This is a genomic window from Persicobacter sp. CCB-QB2 (assembly GCF_001274635.1).
Taxonomy (GTDB): domain Bacteria; phylum Bacteroidota; class Bacteroidia; order Cytophagales; family Cyclobacteriaceae; genus Persicobacter; species Persicobacter diffluens.
In genome coordinates, this window is the sequence record NZ_LBGV01000001.1 from 3,709,684 (window position 1) to 3,726,933 (window position 17,250).

Sequence of the window (17,250 nt, forward strand, 5' to 3'; positions counted from 1 at the left end):
AGTTCCCTATTTTAAGTTTTTTTGAATAAAGTAGATGAATGATGAGAAAGCAAGTTTGCTCAAACTTAGGTTATTAATAAATAAGCAAAACCAATCCAATCCAATCTAATAGGGTTGAAAATAAACTCCTTTTATGATCTACTTAATCTGGAAGTGAATAATTCGGTTGAAGTCTGTCACCTATAAAGCAAAAGCTCTCCTTCAACAGGGGAAGGGTTTTAGTTTTACCACGTTTTGTTTTTGAACCTTTTCAGAGGGCAAAAAAAAGAGCACCGAATGATGCTCTCCAAAGATTGTTAATGCTTTCACAAAGGTAATTTTTGATAATACCATTGGTTATTTTTCTTTTCCTGAGGTTCAGGTCCAGTAGGCATTCCCCCTCTTAATCCGGTTCCGCCCATGTCAATAGCCCCCGGGGAATTTGGGTCCTGCCACCTTCCCTGCATCATCTGAGCCTGGGTATAAGATCTTTTACCTCCGAATTCACGATTGTACACCTGATCCAAGTCATCACCCATTTTACCCTCATTCTTTTTGAAATAAGGAATCTCAAGCGTTACCCCCAGATTTTTTTTAGTTTGAGCAAAAAGCACCTTCGGTACCCGAAATCGCACGGTCATTCCTGTTTCCACTGCTTCAAAATGGGCGTCAATCATATTGGGGTTTTTAGTGCGGGTAAAATCTTCTGCTTTGAAGCCTCTCAGGGTAACTTTCTTATTCTGGTTAAAGCTTTCGGCTACCACTTCGGCCAGTTTCCCGGCCAGTTGTTTGCGGTTCATTTTTTGATCTCCCGCCATAGCCAGGGCCTGCTCTAAAAGCTCTTCTTCGGTGGAAAGCATCGTCGCCCGGCACAATAAGCCGACCTCCCGCTTTTTGCCTCCCTTTGTATCAATCCACAAGTTCACACCGGCATCCAGCATTTGCATGACGATTTTAGGATCTTCGGCCTTAAAATAAAATTCAAATGCCTGATCATCAAATTGGTGATCTGCTTTAATGGACGGTCGCTCCCGAACAATAACTTCGTAAGCAAGGGGCTTTTCTGGATTATTTTGACTCAGGGCAGGGGATACTATTCCCATAGCCGCCCAAAGAAGGAGTGTTTTTTTCATTTTTTCCTGTTACCGGCAATTTTGACTTCACAAGGTACAAATTTCGTTCCCCTTTTGGTTGGTGGACTTTGCTATGGAATTAAGATGATTTCATTGGAAAGACATTAAGTCTGCTGACTGAAAATTGGGCGCTGTGGGTCACCAGAATGGCCCCATTCAGCTATTTCTCTGAAAAAGCTTAAAAATCAAATTGATGTCGGTTACGCCAATGATTTTTCTGACTTTTATAAAGGGCCAGTTCCCGGTTAGTATACATGATCTCAAAAACCTCCTGATCTTTCACCAATCTGGGATCGGTATCTACGATGGTCAGCAGGCTGGTTACAATGTCCTGCATAGCTTCCTTGATGCTGTAAAAAACCCAGTGATCCTGCTTACGGCTGTTCAGTAAGCCGGCATTTTTCAGGTAGTTCAGGTGACGGGAGGTTTTGGTCTGAGTGAAGTCCAGAATGATTTCCAAATCACTGATGCACATTTCCTCATTTCTATAAATTAAATGCAGGATACGGAGACGGGCGTCCTCGCTTAATGCTTTGAACAGATGACAGCCGGTAGGGAGGTTGACTTTTTTAATGCGCATTGTGAATGGCAGTTAAAAGTGATTAAAATTATGTCCACTTCATTTAGAAATGGAGCTGATTTTGCGTATAGTTAGGTAAATAAGTATATTTTTGGGAAAAGGAATCAAGGCAGATGCAAAAATTTATGCAATATATTTTTTCAATAATCCTCTTATTCGGTTTTTTATTTTCTGTTCAGGAGGTTTTAGCACAGGAAGGGAAGGATCGAAAGGAGCGGGCTATCATTCAGTTTTCCGGGGTGATTTTAGAAACAGGCTCAGAGCGTGGGGTTCAGGGCGTGCACGTTTTTGTGCCCAGCACCGGGCGAGGAACCACTACGAATGCCTATGGATATTTCACCATGCCTGTTTTGCCGGGAGATAGCATTATTGTCAGTTCTATTAACTATGTCAATCGGGCGATTATTATTCCTAAGGACCGCAATACCAATATTAGTGTAGCTTTGCATTTGGAACCGGATGTGCTGATGCTGCCGAATATGGATGTTTTGCCATATGCCACCGAGGAAGATGCTAAGGATGCGATTGCCCAAATGCGTTTTCCTGATGAACAACAAAGAGTAGTCATGGGGAATGTAAATCAGCAACAGGCGCAGGTATGGCAGGGGCAACAAAACTATGGCGCCACTCCAATGACGAACTATCAACAATCATTAAACCGACATTTCGACCAATATCAGGGCTTTTCAATTCCATTGCTGAACAATGGTACCTGGAAAAGATTTATCAAATCAATTGAGGGAGAGTAAAATGCGCTTCCGGGTCAGAAATGTATAAGCCGATAAAGTAGATGGAAGATTTAATCAAACAAGTGATCGCCAAAAGCCGGGGTCGGCGCAAGAGTGTCGCCGTCATTCACCGGTACCTGAGGATGAAGTATGGTATTTCTATTGACCTTTCCTTGTTGAAAGCCAGACTGGAGGCTACGCCCTCACAGTTTGCCTGAAAGAATTATTAGATTTGCGCCCCGATTATTTAGTAAAAGCCGAAAGGAGGAAGTACTTTTGTATTTCCTTTTTTTTTGGTCAAACAATTGCTTTTCAGAATCTTTAATGAGGTTTATTTATTTTCTATTAATTATTTTTTGCTATTCAGGCTTAGGTTGGGCAGACACTTACAAGGTGGTAGAAAAGTCCGCGAAGAAGGGTTTGGTAGATGAGGGTGGCAATACAATATTGCCGATGGTTTATGATGATCTGGGCTGGACGAATGGCATTAAAGAGGTTGATCCCAAAAAAGTGATTGGCTATCAGGAGTCGGGCTTGTGGGGGATATTGAATTTAGAAAATATTCGTGTAACCAAAGCCAAATACAATACCATGTATCCGGTGGGTAGTTATTTTTTGGCGGGCTATCTGGATCGGTTTTCTCAACACACTTTGTACGGGCTTTTAGATGCTAAGGGGAAGGTGGTATTGCCTTTCAGCTTTGTGAATTTGTGGCCGGTGGAAGGCAGTGAAAGCTTTTTAGCGCGTAAAAAGATAGGCAATCAGGTGTATTTTGGCGTAATCGACAAAAAAGGAAAACCACTATTAAATTTTCAGTATCCAAAAATTCAGCCATTAAAACAGCAGTTGCTGGCGGTTCAAAATAAGGAAGGAAAATATGCCCTTTCAAAAGCTGATGGAGAACTGCTCACCGCATTTCGTTTCGATAGTCTGGAAGGCTTGGGAGATCAGGCATTGAAAGTATATGAAGACGGAATGGCCGGCATTATTGATTTTAAGGGAAATCCCCTGGAGGATGCGGCATTTAAATCCATTGAATTATCGGGCCAACAGCTGACCTTGTCACCTTATGCTTCTTTAATTCAGCTGTCACTGGAGAACAAAAAACAAAATATTTACAGAGGAGATAGCCTGGTGCCGGTATCCAATACTAGTTGGGTGTTGCATCGAGGGGAGATGTGTATGTTGGTGAATGCTGAACAGAGCGATTCTTCTGAAGTAATTTATCCTTTTTTACGCCCTTTAAATGAAAATGTACTGCTGACGAAGCAGGGGAGCCGCATGGGCCTGGTCAGTACCACAGGAGAAGTATTAGCGCCCTTTGAATATGATTCCGGCCATGTACAGCATGGCTTTATCATTATGAGCAGGAATCGACAGTTCATGACCGTTTTTAATAAAGAAGGGAAAAGATTAAGCGCCCCTCATAAGGGTTTGAAAATCATTAATGAACGCTATTGGGCCTTCCAGCAAGGGAAATACTGGGGAGTAACGGATACAGAAAATAAACGCGTGCTCTATGCTCGCTACGATGATATACTGGAAGAGCATCAGGGACAGTTTTTGGTGAAATATTTAGGTAAAAATGCGGTGGTCAATGCAGAACAGCGCTGGATTGTAGCGCCACGACCTGCCGAAGTACAGTGGCATCACGGTCTTTGGTTTTCAAAAGACCAGTTTGGTTATAAGCTCATCAATACGGAGGGCAAGGAAGTGTATTTTTCCTTCGATCCAATGGAAGTCCATCCATTAGGTTTTTTAATAACTGATCATCGCCATAAAATAGGCCTGCTGGATCAAGAGGGAAAGCTGAATTTTTTCACGGAATATGACAGCCTGAGCCCAGTAGGTAATGGTTACTTTGCCATTTATCAGGAGGGGCGAGCGGCCCTGTTAGATGATAGTGGTGACGTGAAGATTCCATTTTCCCGGGGAGTGAAGCAATATGGAGCTTTTGGAGAAACGTACATTGGCGCAAAACTTGATCATCAGTATGGCTTTTTGGACATGACAGGCCTACTGCGTCTGGCCAATCGCTATGATGGGGTTGGACGCTTTTATGAAAACCGGGCGCCGGTAAAAATGCGCGGACATTGGGGCTTTATGAACGAAAGAGAGCAAATTGTGGTGCAGCCCATCTATGATGAAGTGGGGGATTTCCATCATGGTTATGTAGCAGTGAAAAGAGGGGCGCTTTGGGGGTTGGTCAACCATCAGGGAAAAGAGGTGATTCCTACGAAATATGACCAAATTCAACCGCTGCCTGCAGGAGGCTTCCTCGTGAGTTTAAACGGAAAACAGGGATTTGTCAATAAAGCCGGGCAGTTGCGATTGTCAGTGAAGTTTGATGAGATCAAGCAGGTCAATGAGGATTTTTTAATCATCCGCCGGAAGGGAAAATTCGGAGTGAGTAATACTTCGGGTATAGACCTGATTCCCATGATATATCAGGAATTATCATTTGATTATTTGTCCGGGCAATTTATTGGAAAACAGCAAGCTACGGTTCAGCATAAGCAGCTATAGGGAATCTGTGGCTCATAAAGGCTTCAAGCTATCCATTTTTTGATATATTTGTGTCTTTGGTATCTATAAATCCCTATGCAAAAGTACTTTCCTTCTGATTTCAATTTCCCGCTATGGAATATGCAGCAGCAATGTCAGGAATCCCTGATCTTGGAATTGGTGAGGTTTACGCGTGCATTTTATTACCAGCAGAGTAATCCGCTGGGGCTGGTGGATGATACCATTGCTTCTCTGCAGGATTGTCAGCAGTATCATGTGGAGGGTTTATCGGAAATCTATCAATTAATGGCGGCTATTTACCGATTTCAGAATACGGATAATCAGTTGGAGTTTATTTTCGATGGCCGTTCTTTGGAAGAAAAATTACAGGATGACTGGAAAGAGGCTTTTCATAAAATGCTTTTCGACCTGAATCTTAAAACCAGTTTTACCCGCATCATTCTCGATTATTGTATTTTGAATAAAGGAAAGAATGCCGCGGCATTAAGCACCCTCAAATCTACCGTACTCTCTTTTTTCAAAATAAAGTGGAGTAAGAAAACAGGCATAGCATTGGCTACTGCCTGAAAAGAAAAAATCGCTTTTTCTTACGGGGTAAATACCCCTTTTCTCTAAGCGCTGAAATGGTCGCTTTTTTTCCAGCCTCTATCATTTCATCAATCTTATAAAAATCTAAAGTTCCGCAGGCTTTTCTCGAAATTTTAATCAATACATCGGGGGATGGTTTTGTAACATTTGCTCGGCCATATGATCCTGCATAATGTCAAAGGAGCGGTTAATTAATTCAAAAAATCCTAATTCGTTGGAAGTGATTTGTTGCTTTTGGGCAGAAACGGTTTGATTCTGGGTGAAAAAGGAGATGAAAGTTTTGATGTTTTTTTCATAGGTTCCCTGCTCTCCCTGAATATTTAATTCACTCGGCATATTTTGTTTCATCGGTGGAGCTTCATAGGGAATGTTGGCATTGATGTCCACTGCAATGCAAATATCTCCCCGGTGCCGATGCACCCTGTTAATGGGCAATGGATTGCAAATCCCCCCATCTACCAGTTCTTTACCATGATAAAAAAAAGGGGTAATAAAAGAAGGAATAGCCACAGAGGCGCGCATGGCGGTAAAAAGACTGCCATGCCGGAAGATGATTTCTTTACTCTGATTAATGTCAGTAGCGATGGCTACATAGGGCAGATAGAGATCATCAATAAGGCGGTCGCCGATAATGGTCTTCAGGTTATCAAAGAGTTTATCCCCTTTCACTAAACCCTGCCGGGAGAGGGTAAAATCTAAAAGACCAAAAAGTCCGAATTTATCCAAAGCCCCAAACCAGTTTTTGGCAGCATCAAGTTTTCCTCTGGCATAACAGCCTCCCACCACCGCTCCTATGGAGCTTCCTGCCAGTGAGCTGATTTCAAAACCATTAGCCATTAGGGCTTCAATCACGCCAATGTGGGCCAATCCCCTGGCACCACCACTACCTAAGACTAATGCTACTTTTTGATTCATTTAAAGAAAATTTTTCATCTATTGTGCTTAAATAGATTAACGTAGGAGTTGAAGAGGGGAGAGGTGGATATAGCTGAATATAAAAAGCATGTAAGAAAAAAAGCGTTTTTCAATAAAAAAGCGAACCAATGTGGTTCGCTTCTCTTATCTATTGTAAAATTTTTTGAATCTCTTAAGCCGGATTATTCATGCTTAATCCTCGTTTAGCTGCTAGGCGGGAAAAATGAAGGAATAGTTTCCTATTTCGAGTTTTTCCCAACGAGGCAGATGAATGAGGAGAAAGCAAGCATACCCAAATTTGAGCTATTGATAATTCGATAGGGTTAGCTGCAAAATCCTGGTAACGAAACACTTATAATGGTTCGCTAAATCTAGCGGTGAGTAATTCGGGTTAATGGCTAAGTTTAATAATAAATTCATCGTCAATTCTGATCTGCATCGTTGGAGAGAAAATATTGTCCGGCTTCTCAAATAATCTGTATTTGTCCAGAACTGCCCGAATCTTTTGCTCCTTCTGCCTTTTAGTTTCACTAATTGCAATTTTGAGTGCTTTTGTAAAGCTCAAAATTGGCTCTACATTATCTTTACCCAAAATTCTGATTTGTCTTTGAATACTATTAATCAACTGATTGAAAAGGTCGAAGTCATTCATCAAACAATATTGTAATGCCAAAAGCACTTTGATCTCTAACTGTGCCATTGGATACTTTTTAAGGCTTACTTCATTCAGCAGGTTGTTGATCCATCGGGCTGCTTCCGAATACTTCCCGGCATAATAGCAACTTAAGGCACGGTAGGCAATGTAGTTTAAAAGCTTAGGAATATCCTGCATGTCCGGTTCGTAGATGGCGAAAATCGCATCATTCTCCTCATATAATTCCTGCTCATTACCTAATCGTAAAGCGCGTTCCAGTTTGGTGTTCAAAAAGTGCGACGGGAAAGTAAACAAGCTGTAGTTGCTCATCAGGGTAGGAATATTTTCATTCACCTCCTCAAAGTATTTCTCCGCCTTACGGAATACATGGTAGTGGTTGTAATACTCCAGCTTCAAGTATTCAAAGACCACACGCAGGTGATAGTAAATGGAATCCAGATGGTATTCATCCAGAATTTTATCCACCTTCAACAGCATGTCTTCTACCGGCTCCAGCTCCTCTTCACTGACATTTTCATCCGGCTCCACAAATAGTCGGTGCCAAATGTTAATGCAGCTCTTGTATACATAAAGGCGGTGAGAATCATAGAGTGAACAGGTCGAATTCACTTCTTTATTGATCAGGGAAAGCTCTAGTAAATCCGTAGGTCCCTGAGTCAATGTGTAATGACCATATTTTTTAAAGTAGTCAGCCACCAAATCTTCCGCTTTATCCACCGCAAGCATATAAGCCACATGACGGTTGTATAATTGGGAATAATTGAAATAATCAGGGCTGTGAACCTGCAATTTTTTTAAAGATTTATAGACGATCGTTAATTCATTAGAAAGATCATAGTCTAATAATTCTTTTTCCAGCTTCTTTAGCGTTGCAATGGCAATCGCCCGCTTTTTCGTAAAAATGATTTCATTAATATTCGCTACTTTTTTAAGAATATCCGTTCTCGGATTTTCCATTTGCTGTAACAAATACTCTTCAATTTTTTGATTCAAGCGAGAGCGAAGGGTATAATAAGCATTCGTATTCACTTCAAGCTCTTCCATGATTTTGCTGTCAGGAAGAGACTTTTCTCGCATCGATTTTAAAAGGTAGGCAGACTTCTCAGCATTACTGTCTATAAGGGAGTTATAAACCGCATTAAAATCTTTTTCCGAAAGTTGCCTAATTATATTCTTCAGTTTCGCCATAATCCGATACTATTTTTATTTGGGGGAGCCAAATATGGATCAATTGAGGATTAATATAGTTATTGTTGATTTAATGAAAAAAATGCCGAGTGTAATGTTTTTCGTATAGTTACAATAATTTTTATTGGAATAAGTAAACTTTTTAACAGTAAACATCAATTATACAACTCCTGTCATCATGAAATGTTGCTTTTTGTCCAAAAAAAATCATTTTTATTTAATTTTACTTCCTTCGTCTTCAGGTGTTTACGCTTTTTGGCAAGTAATGATCCGACGAAAAATGGGAGGGTTGAGTCAAAATGACATAAAAAAGGGGGATTTATGAACAAGACAGCATTTTTGATTTTTCAGTCAAAATGACCGAAAGCGTGTCATTTTTTCTCAAAACTTAGCTTGGAATGGAATTTGGGAAATGAGTCTTGTAAAAAATTAGACGATAACTATAAATAACACAGGTCATGCAAGAGAAAGGCTCTATTTCTATTCATACCGAGAATATTTTTCCCATCATTAAGAAATTCTTATACTCAGATCATGAGATTTTCTTAAGAGAATTGGTGTCCAATGCAGTAGATGCTAGCCAGAAAATTCAAAAATTGAGTTCTATCGGAGAGTTCACTGGTGAGCTGGGCGATTTGACTGTAGCGGTGGAGGTAGACAAAGAGGCGAAGACCATTACCATCAAGGATCGCGGTATTGGTATGACAGCCGAAGAGGTTAAAAAATATATTAACCAAATTGCTTTTTCAGGAGCTACTGAGTTTGTAGAAAAGTATAAAGAAACCGGTGAAGAAGGTCAGCTGATTGGGATGTTCGGATTAGGCTTCTACTCTGCCTTTATGGTAGCTAAGGAAGTGGACATCATTACCAAATCCCATACCGGAGGCGCAGGAACTAAGTGGACTTGCGACGGTTCTACTTCTTATGAAATCTCGGAAGTGGAGAAGGAAGATCGTGGTACGGAGGTAGTCCTTCATATTGCGGATGATTCTGAAGAATTTTTGGAAGAGTTCCGCATTCGCCAGATCCTGGATAAATATTGCAAGTTCCTGCCTATCGCCATTAAATTTGGTAAGGATACCGAGTTTGTGAAAGATGAGGAAGGCAATAATGTAAAGGATGATAAAGGCGAGGATAAAAAGATCGAGACAGACCATATCATCAATGCGGATGCACCGATTTGGGTAAAATCTCCATCAGATCTGACCGATCAGGATTATCTGGATTTCTATAAGAAGATGTATCCGATGTCGGAGGATCCTTTGTTCTGGATTCACCTGAATGTGGATTATCCATTCAATTTGACCGGGGTATTGTATTTCCCTAAAGTGAAGAATGACTTTGATGTGAACAAGAACAAAATTCACTTGTACTCACGTCAGGTATTCATTACTGATGAGGTGAAGGATATTGTTCCTGAATTTTTGCAATTGTTGCACGGAATCATCGATTCTCCGGATATTCCATTGAACGTTTCCCGTTCATTCCTGCAGTCGGATAGTAATGTGAAGAAAATCAGTAATTACATTACCAAGAAGGTAGCAGATAAATTAAATGAGCAATTCAGAAACGACCGTGAAAACTACGAGAAGAAGTGGGATTCTATTGGTTTGTTTGTGAAATACGGAATGATCTCAGACGAAAAATTCTATGACAAGGCGAAGAAATTTGCTTTGGTAGAGTCAACGGAGGGTAAATTCTATACAGTTGACGAGTATAAAGAAGCATTTGGTGCGAACCAAACCGATAAAGACGGTAATTTGGTGGTATTGTATGCCACTGATCTGGATGCCCAATACGGATTCGTTGATGCCGCCAAGCAAAAAGGTTACGATGTAGTGAAAATGGATACACTTATCGATAACCACTTTGTGAATGGTGTGGAGCAGAAATTCGAGAAGGTGACCTTTAAGCGTGTGGATGCTGATGTAGTGGATAAGTTGATCGATAAGGACGAGAAGAAGGAAAGCGTACTTACTGAAGACGAATCGACCAAGGTGAAGGAGCTTTATGAAAGAGTAATCGCCGATAAGAACTACACCGTAACAGTGGATTCTATGGCTACGGATGACATGCCGGTAATCATCACCCGTCCGGAATTCATGCGTAGAATGAAAGATATGCAGGCCAATGGTGGCGGTGGCATGATGATGATGGGCGGTATGCCGGATATGTTCAACCTTTCCGTAAATGCTAACCACGGCATCATTCAGAAAATTTTGAAATCTGAAAACGAAGAAGAGCAGTCCAAATTGGCGAAACAAGCGATTGATTTGGCTAAGCTTTCTCAGAATATGTTGACTGGTGCTGATTTGAGTAATTTCATCAAGCGCTCTGTGAACATTGTTTTGGAAGACTAAATATTAAAAACATTGCAATAATGAAAGGCCGGCGATTCGTCGGCTTTTCTTTTGCCCTAAATTTTAATAATTTCGAAGAATGAATTAGATTGGATCTTTTTAAGAAAAACTGGCAGCATATTATCACCACCACACCTTCATGATGCTTAAACCCTTTGCGACCTCTTTATTTGTGATGTTGACGCTTCTGAGCCTGAAGCCGGAGCAGTCTTTGGCGCAGTCTGAGGATTTTAATCTGGCCAATTATCAGCCGGTCACCCTGACGCTGAACAGGGAGGAAGTGCCGGAGGTTGAGGAAACCAAGGTGAAGAAAAAGAAGAAGAAAAATGTCTTCTATGGGATTAAAACCAAAAAGGGCTTTACCCGCAAAGGCTTTGGTAATGACGCCGTGATCGAGCAATTCCATTATATTAAAGAACCGATGCCGGAAAAGGTGAGTCAGTATATTCCGGATTTATTCTGGATTGACTTTCGTACGGGAAAGGTGAAAAATTCCCGTAATATCAACTGGGAGTATGGGCGTTTGCTTCATGGTCCCTATAAATTAGTGAAGGGAGATCAAGTACTGGAACAGGGTATTTTCTACTATGGGGTGAAGCAGGGACGCTGGGTGAAGCTGGACAGTAAAGATATTCTGCAGGATAAAAAGAAATACTTTCATGGCTGGCTGAAAGAGTCCAAAGTGGCCTACTATGATAGTGCCAGAACAAAGGTGAAAGAGGTGATTCCGGTAAGCTATGGTAAAGTGGAAGGGACGTACTATCGCTTCTTTGAAAATGGGAACCTTGCCGTGAGGGGAGATTATTCCGAGGGGCGAAAAATAGGAAAGTGGACGGAATATTATTCAGTGGGAAATCGAAGAAAACGAGTAATTGTTTATCCCAAAAACCCCTATGATAAAAAATTCATTCCTTTTATGGAGAAGGAGTGGGATAAGCGGGGGCGGACTATTTATGATGCTGTCAAGCGGAAAACTTAGGGCAAAAAAGAAGGGGCGTAAGCCCCTGTTTTATTTGATCTCTATGCCATCCAGACCCAATGTTTTGATGGGGCGGAAATTTCTTTCTTTTATATTGTTAGCCTCAAAGATGAATTTCTTATCCAGCATTTGCCCTTCATAAAAAAAGCTGATCCAGTATTGGTTATTCAGGTGAAACACTTCCGGACTGATCATCTCTATTTTAGCCGCAGTACCTGCTTTCAAATTTTGAATGATATGTCTTAACTGAGAAGTTTTCTGACTTTTGCCGGAATGGTCTTTCCCGAAACCCTGCGAATTGATGATTACCGTGTCCAGATCATAAGCATTATGATTGATCAGATAAGCATGGTATACTTCCTCTCCTTCAATCAAGCTTTTAGCCACTGCCATACTGACACCCTCTACCGCAGGTACATTGATATCTTTCTTCATTTCGATTATTTTAATTCCATTTCAAATACTTCAGCCAGATGTTGCTTCAGGCGTGCTTCGGCCTCCGCAAAATTAACCTCCCGGCCCAATTCCATTTCCAGAGAAGTCACGGCCTTATCATCAATGCCACAAGGAATAATATTTTTGAAATACTCCATCTGTGTATTGATATTAAAGGCTAAACCATGCATGGTTACCCATCGGCTGGACTTTACCCCCAGGGCACAGATTTTTCGCGGGTTTTTCATGTCTTCATAGTCCAACCAAACCCCGGTAAGGCCTTCTACTCTTCCGGCATTTAAACCATAATCGGCACAGGTCCTGATAACCGCTTCTTCCATCAGGCGCATATATTTATGGATGTCTGTAAAGAAATTCTCCAGATCCAGAATCGGATAAGCGACGATCTGCCCCGGCCCATGATAAGTAATATCTCCGCCCCTGTTTATTTTATAATAGGTCGCTTCTTTTTCTTTTAAGCCTTGCTCATCGAGTAGCAGGTTCTCCGGCTTGCCACTTTTTCCCAGGGTGTAAACATGGGGGTGCTGGCAAAACAAAAGATAATTTGGCGTGATTTTCTGAGCGGATTCTTCAATTTTTCGATTCTCAATCTTTAAATCGACAATTTCTTTGAAGATTCTTTCCTGATAATCCCAGGCCTCCTGATAGTCCACCAAACCAAGCTGGCGGAATTCTACTTCTTTATTAATATTCGGGTTCATGGTATCATTTTAGGTTTGAAGCGCATGGCAACAAATTTCAATAGCAAAAATAAACAATTTGGTCAATTGGGCGAAGCCATAGCCAAAGAGCATCTGCAAAAACTGGGCTATAAGATTCTGGATGCCAATTTTCGTTATAGAAGAGGAGAAGTCGATTTAATCTGTCAGGATGGCACTTTTATGGTTTTTGTGGAAGTGAAAACCCGCTATAATGCCGCCTATGGTTATCCCGAACAGGCTTTGGGGAGAAAGCAGTTCCGGCAAATACAGGCAGTAGCAGAACATTATTTACAGGTGAAGCGCTGGAAAGGACCCATTCGTTTTGATGTCGTTGCGGTGCTTTTCTACCCCAGGCAAGAAATCAGGGTTTTTAAAGATTTTTTCCTTTAGCCTTAATTTATGTGTCAATATTGGTTTATTGTCCGGAGTAGAGTGTTTTTTAAGATCCTGCTGAATGATTATAATTTTTCTGCCCACCAAAAGAGTTGCTCCGAATCAAGGACTAGCACTCCGGCCTTTGGGAGCGTGAAATGGGGGGTAGCATTAGGGGGGATCTCATTTTCAAAATATATTGTCGCCTGAGGACTTTTGATTTCCTGTCCGGCATTGAACCATTTTTTAACCTTTCCCTGGCTCAATTTCCACACAAATCCATCTGAAACCCGGTAAATTTGGAAGGATTGTTTAATTATTGTATCAAAAAACGTGCAATATTGAAAGGCCCCGACAATCCAGAGTCCATTATAGGCCTTTTCGATGAGTTTTGGGAGAAGTGTGTCTAATAACGGCTTTTCCTTTTCCAAAGCCCAAAATTCCATTTGCATGGTCGATTCTTCCTGATGTTCTTCACCTAACAAAATATCAATTTTTATCCCCTTCATTTGAGCTTCTGGAAATAAATGCTCCGGAATAATGACGGTGGGCGACCATTCCAGTATTTGTCCTAATTGCTCAGAAGAACATGCATGGAAGTCCAGCACTAAAAGGGCGGGTTCTTGATTGTCCAGAATGATATGGTGGCTCGACATGGTTTTCAGGAATAATTTGACGTTCTTCGTATAGTGAAATAGAGAATCTTAAAGTCTTAAGATAATGATTGTTTATAATGTAACCGTCACCATTGAGGAGAATATTGAGGATCAATGGGTCAAGTGGATGAAAGAGGAACATATTCCTGAAGTAATGGCCACCGGATATTTTAAGGAAAATAAAATGTTCCGTTTAATATCTCATTTGAAGGAAGGTGAGGGCCTTACCTATGTGGTGCAGTATTTTGCCGAATCCAAAGGAATATTGAACCAATACATCACAAAAGCGGCTCCAGTACTGCAGCAAAAAGCCGCGGATAAATTCGGAGAAAAGGCATTGGCCTTCCGCTCCCTAATGGAGCAGATCGATTAATTCTTTTCCATAAATACCCTCTGTTTTGCAATGATTAGCGATTCCTGCCAATCTGGCGTGAATTTTATTGGAACGCTTATTGCAAATAATGAGGCGTAATAAATTTGAAACAGACTATTAAATATATAAATATAGAATTATGAGTGTAGCTGAAAAAGGTAACCAAGTAAAAGTACATTATACCGGTCGTTTAACTGAAGAGCAGGGCGGTACGCAATTTGACTCCTCAGCAGGACGTGAGCCGTTGGCTTTTGAATTGGGTGCTGGTCAGATGATCCCTGGTTTTGATGCAGCCGTTCACGGTATGGCCATTGGGGATAAGAAAACCGTTACTATTCCAGCTGCTGAGGCTTATGGTGAAGCTCGTCCGGAGATGATCCAGAAAATGCCTCGTACTGCATTACCAGAAGATATGGAAGTTGCTGTTGGACAAAAGCTTTATGCGCAAGCGCCAAACGGTCAGCCTTTCCCTGTTACGGTAATTGAGTTAACAGAAACTGAGGTAACTATCGACGGTAACCACGAGTTGGCAGGTAAGGATTTGGTATTCGAAATCGAATTGGTAGAGATCGCTTAATCGGATCTGGAGATATAAAAAAAATCCCTGCTTTTTCGGCAGGGATTTTTTTTGTCTTATTTATAAATCCGGGCCCGATTAAGGGCGTTTTGGAATCTTCGGGCATTGTTCAAATGATCCGTCAGGTTGGTGGCAAATTTATGGTAACCGGAGAAATCTTCACTGGCACAAAAGTACAGGTATTTGTGTTGTTCCAGGTTCAATACGCCGTCAATAGCAGTAATGGAAGGCATATTAATAGGCCCCGGCGGTAAGCCATAGTTTCGGTAGGTGTTGTAAGGGCTGTCAATTTCTTTATGCTTATTCAATACCCTTTTAATGCCGAAATCCCCATGCGCGTAGACTAAAGTAGGATCGGCGTCCAGGTGCATTCTTTTTTGTAGACGGTTGTAATAAACGCCGGCAATCCTGGGGTATTCATCCGATTTCTTGGATTCGGCGTAAACAATAGAGGCCAGAGTGGAGACTTCCTGCAGGCTTAAGCCCAGGCTATCAGCTTTGGCTTTGCGTTGATCCGTCCAGAATTGGCGGTACTCATAGTTCATCCTTTCTATCAGTTCTTCAGGGCTTAAATCCCAATAAACGGAATAGGTATTGGGAATAAACATGGATTTATAATTGGCCTGGTCAAAGCCAAATTTTTGCATTAAAACAGTGTCGGACAAGGCTTGAGCCAGCTGACTGCTGTCCATTTCCAATTTATCCGTGATTTTCGCAGGAAGATCCTTTAGGAATCTTAAATTGTTAAATGTAATATTGACTGCCGTCTGATTGCCTGAGCGAAAAATCGCAATGGCCTGCCGGTTATTCATATTGGGTTCCAGTTTATATTTACCCGGTTTTAGGCTGGCAGGGAGTTTCATGAGCTTAGCGACAAAACTAAAAGCCACCGCGTCATTGACAATGTCACGGTCGTACAATTGGTTTTGAAGATCTTTGAAGCTGTCTCCATTTGAAATATAAATATAGGCCGGTTCACTCTTTCCCACCAAAATGTTGGGCGACTTCAAAAGTTGGTAACCGTAAAATAAAAAAGTTGCACTCAGGACTGATCCGATTAAAAGTGCAATTGCAATGATTTTTCTCGTTTCCATACTTTTGCAATAATAAGGAAAATTTCAAACCTAATGCTTCAATATGGCTGCAGAACTTATACGATTATATCCTGAAAACCCTGAACCGCGAAAGATTATTCAAATCGCCGAGGCTTTGCGTGATGGCGCCGTGATCATTTATCCTACCGATACGGTCTATGGTATTGGTTGCGACATCATGAATGCTAAAGCGGTGGATAGGGTCTGCCGGATTAAAGGCGTCAAAACGAATAAAGCGCAATTGTCTTTCATATGTTATGATATCAGTGATATTGCCCAATACACCCGTTCCATCCCTACTCCGGTATTTAAAGTCCTGAAAAAGGCCCTTCCGGGTCCTTATACTTTTTTGTTTCCGGCTTCCACCCAGGTTCCTAAAATTATTTCCGCTAAAAAGAAAATGGTCGGTATTCGTATTCCTGATAATAATATTCCAAGGGATATTGTCCGGGAATTGGGGAATCCAATTGTAACCACCTCCATTCGCGATGAGGATGAGGTGATTGAATATACCACCGATCCGGAACTGATTTATGAGAAGTTTGGGAACTTAGTAGACATCATTATTGATGGCGGTTATGGTAATAATGTCGCCTCTACCATTTTGGATACTAGTTCCGGAAGCATTGAAGTGGTACGGGAAGGATTGGGAGATATCAGTATTTTATAATTTTAATTGTTCAATGAATCAAGCTTTTCAGAATAAGGATTTATTAATCGAATTGCATTATTTTCCTTCAGTGGAATATCTGGCCTGCATTCTTCAGGCGGACAAGGTGCTGTTGGAGGTCAAGGAAAACTTTGTGAAGCAAACCTATCGGAATCGCTGCCGGTTGCTTACTTCTCAGGGAGCCAGAGATCTGACCATTCCCATCGTTGCGGGTAATAAGAAGCAGCCCATGGAAAAAATCCAGGTTGATGATAGTCAAAATTGGAGAATGATTCACTGGAGGTCCATAAAAACAGCCTATGGTAAAGCCCCTTTCTATGAACATTATATTGATTACTTGGAGGATGTCTTTTTTTCTGAAGAAAGCAGCCTGTTACAGTTCAATTATCAACTTTTAAAACTTATATTAAAGTTAATGGGGATATCCAAAAAGCTGGAATTCACCACTGATTATGTCAAAGTTTCCGATTCTGAAAAAATTATTGACATGCGTGGCAGGCTAAACCCTAAAAAGTCCTATACAGAAAATGACATTTTGGAGCCTTTGGCCTATCCCCAACTGTTTGGTAATGAATTTGTAGCAAACCTCAGTGTATTGGATCTTCTTTTTTGTGAAGGGCCCAATGCAAAATATGTGATTCAACAATCGGTAAAGTGAGAGCAACTAATGGGTTTTTATTCCGTTTTAAATAGAATATAATCTAGAAGAAGTTTAATTGA

At 41.0% G+C, this 17,250-nt stretch carries 19 protein-coding genes; 11 read left to right on the forward strand and 8 right to left on the reverse strand.

Translation table 11 applies throughout. The features are described from left to right. Positions 1-305 precede the first annotated feature (305 nt). Positions 306-1,112 (reverse strand): hypothetical protein, encoded by an 807-nt coding sequence (locus NG22_RS16445; RefSeq protein WP_053406701.1) that lies wholly within the window; start codon positions 1,110-1,112, stop codon positions 306-308. 178 nt (positions 1,113-1,290) lie between these two features. Further along, positions 1,291-1,692 (reverse strand): metalloregulator ArsR/SmtB family transcription factor, encoded by a 402-nt coding sequence (locus tag NG22_RS16450; protein ID WP_053406702.1) that lies wholly within the window; start codon positions 1,690-1,692, stop codon positions 1,291-1,293. Positions 1,693-1,817: 125 nt separating this feature from the next. Here NG22_RS16450 and NG22_RS16455 point away from each other — a divergent pair, with 125 nt between their 5' ends. The 4 genes from NG22_RS16455 to NG22_RS16465 all read left to right on the forward strand — a co-directional run bounded on the left by NG22_RS16455 (position 1,818) and on the right by NG22_RS16465 (position 5,513). Then, positions 1,818-2,441, forward strand: coding sequence for a carboxypeptidase-like regulatory domain-containing protein (locus NG22_RS16455; protein WP_172674389.1), 624 nt, complete (start codon positions 1,818-1,820; stop codon positions 2,439-2,441). 41 nt (positions 2,442-2,482) lie between these two features. Further along, positions 2,483-2,638 carry a hypothetical protein gene (locus NG22_RS17880; RefSeq protein ID WP_157601176.1) on the forward strand — a complete coding sequence of 52 codons (156 nt, stop codon included), beginning with the start codon at positions 2,483-2,485 and terminating at the stop codon, positions 2,636-2,638. 175 nt (positions 2,639-2,813) lie between these two features. Then, a complete protein-coding gene (locus NG22_RS16460; protein WP_172674390.1) occupies positions 2,814-4,946 on the forward strand; it encodes a WG repeat-containing protein in 2,133 nt (710 codons plus the stop codon). Between the two features lie 75 nt (positions 4,947-5,021). After that, positions 5,022-5,513: a hypothetical protein gene (locus tag NG22_RS16465; protein ID WP_053406705.1), complete on the forward strand. Its 492-nt coding sequence runs from the start codon at positions 5,022-5,024 to the stop codon at positions 5,511-5,513. A gap of 138 nt (positions 5,514-5,651) precedes the next feature. Here NG22_RS16465 and NG22_RS16470 read toward each other — a convergent pair whose 3' ends face one another. Next, on the reverse strand, positions 5,652-6,449 hold the full coding sequence (locus NG22_RS16470; RefSeq protein ID WP_053406706.1) for a patatin-like phospholipase family protein: 798 nt from the start codon (positions 6,447-6,449) through the stop codon (positions 5,652-5,654). Positions 6,450-6,840: 391 nt separating this feature from the next. Further along, a complete protein-coding gene (locus NG22_RS16475; protein ID WP_053406707.1) occupies positions 6,841-8,292 on the reverse strand; it encodes a hypothetical protein in 1,452 nt (483 codons plus the stop codon). 458 nt (positions 8,293-8,750) lie between these two features. Between NG22_RS16475 and htpG the strand changes: the two genes are divergently transcribed. Both htpG and NG22_RS16485 read left to right on the forward strand, forming a co-directional pair. After that, the gene (gene htpG, locus NG22_RS16480) at positions 8,751-10,652 is read left to right on the forward strand and encodes a molecular chaperone HtpG (protein WP_053406708.1); all 1,902 of its coding nucleotides are present in this window, start codon (positions 8,751-8,753) and stop codon (positions 10,650-10,652) included. A 139-nt stretch (positions 10,653-10,791) separates the two neighbouring features. Beyond that, complete coding sequence (locus tag NG22_RS16485; protein WP_253275708.1) at positions 10,792-11,631, forward strand: toxin-antitoxin system YwqK family antitoxin; 840 nt, start codon at positions 10,792-10,794, stop codon at positions 11,629-11,631. A 30-nt stretch (positions 11,632-11,661) separates the two neighbouring features. On the opposite strand, the gene NG22_RS16490 is transcribed toward NG22_RS16485, so the two are convergent. Both NG22_RS16490 and lipB read right to left on the reverse strand, forming a co-directional pair. Beyond that, complete coding sequence (locus NG22_RS16490) at positions 11,662-12,066, reverse strand: hypothetical protein (RefSeq protein ID WP_053406709.1); 405 nt, start codon at positions 12,064-12,066, stop codon at positions 11,662-11,664. A gap of 5 nt (positions 12,067-12,071) precedes the next feature. Then, positions 12,072-12,788 carry a lipoyl(octanoyl) transferase LipB gene (gene lipB / locus NG22_RS16495; RefSeq protein WP_053406710.1) on the reverse strand — a complete coding sequence of 239 codons (717 nt, stop codon included), beginning with the start codon at positions 12,786-12,788 and terminating at the stop codon, positions 12,072-12,074. Positions 12,789-12,812: 24 nt separating this feature from the next. Here lipB and NG22_RS16500 point away from each other — a divergent pair, with 24 nt between their 5' ends. Beyond that, positions 12,813-13,178 carry a YraN family protein gene (locus NG22_RS16500; RefSeq protein WP_053406711.1) on the forward strand — a complete coding sequence of 122 codons (366 nt, stop codon included), beginning with the start codon at positions 12,813-12,815 and terminating at the stop codon, positions 13,176-13,178. A 68-nt stretch (positions 13,179-13,246) separates the two neighbouring features. Here the strand turns inward: NG22_RS16500 and NG22_RS16505 are convergent, their stop codons facing one another. Continuing rightward, the gene (locus NG22_RS16505) at positions 13,247-13,816 is read right to left on the reverse strand and encodes a hypothetical protein (protein ID WP_053406712.1); all 570 of its coding nucleotides are present in this window, start codon (positions 13,814-13,816) and stop codon (positions 13,247-13,249) included. A 64-nt stretch (positions 13,817-13,880) separates the two neighbouring features. Between NG22_RS16505 and NG22_RS16510 the strand changes: the two genes are divergently transcribed. Together NG22_RS16510 and NG22_RS16515 are read left to right on the forward strand one after the other, a co-directional pair. Beyond that, on the forward strand, positions 13,881-14,189 hold the full coding sequence (locus NG22_RS16510; protein WP_053406713.1) for a DUF4286 family protein: 309 nt from the start codon (positions 13,881-13,883) through the stop codon (positions 14,187-14,189). Between the two features lie 139 nt (positions 14,190-14,328). Further along, positions 14,329-14,766 carry a peptidylprolyl isomerase gene (locus tag NG22_RS16515; protein WP_053406714.1) on the forward strand — a complete coding sequence of 146 codons (438 nt, stop codon included), beginning with the start codon at positions 14,329-14,331 and terminating at the stop codon, positions 14,764-14,766. A gap of 56 nt (positions 14,767-14,822) precedes the next feature. Here the strand turns inward: NG22_RS16515 and mltG are convergent, their stop codons facing one another. After that, a complete protein-coding gene (mltG, locus tag NG22_RS16520) occupies positions 14,823-15,860 on the reverse strand; it encodes an endolytic transglycosylase MltG (protein ID WP_053406715.1) in 1,038 nt (345 codons plus the stop codon). A gap of 43 nt (positions 15,861-15,903) precedes the next feature. Between mltG and NG22_RS16525 the strand changes: the two genes are divergently transcribed. Continuing rightward, positions 15,904-16,530: an L-threonylcarbamoyladenylate synthase gene (locus tag NG22_RS16525; RefSeq protein ID WP_053406716.1), complete on the forward strand. Its 627-nt coding sequence runs from the start codon at positions 15,904-15,906 to the stop codon at positions 16,528-16,530. Positions 16,531-16,543: 13 nt separating this feature from the next. After that, complete coding sequence (locus tag NG22_RS16530) at positions 16,544-17,188, forward strand: WbqC family protein (RefSeq protein ID WP_053406717.1); 645 nt, start codon at positions 16,544-16,546, stop codon at positions 17,186-17,188. The last annotated feature ends 62 nt before the right edge of the window (positions 17,189-17,250 follow it).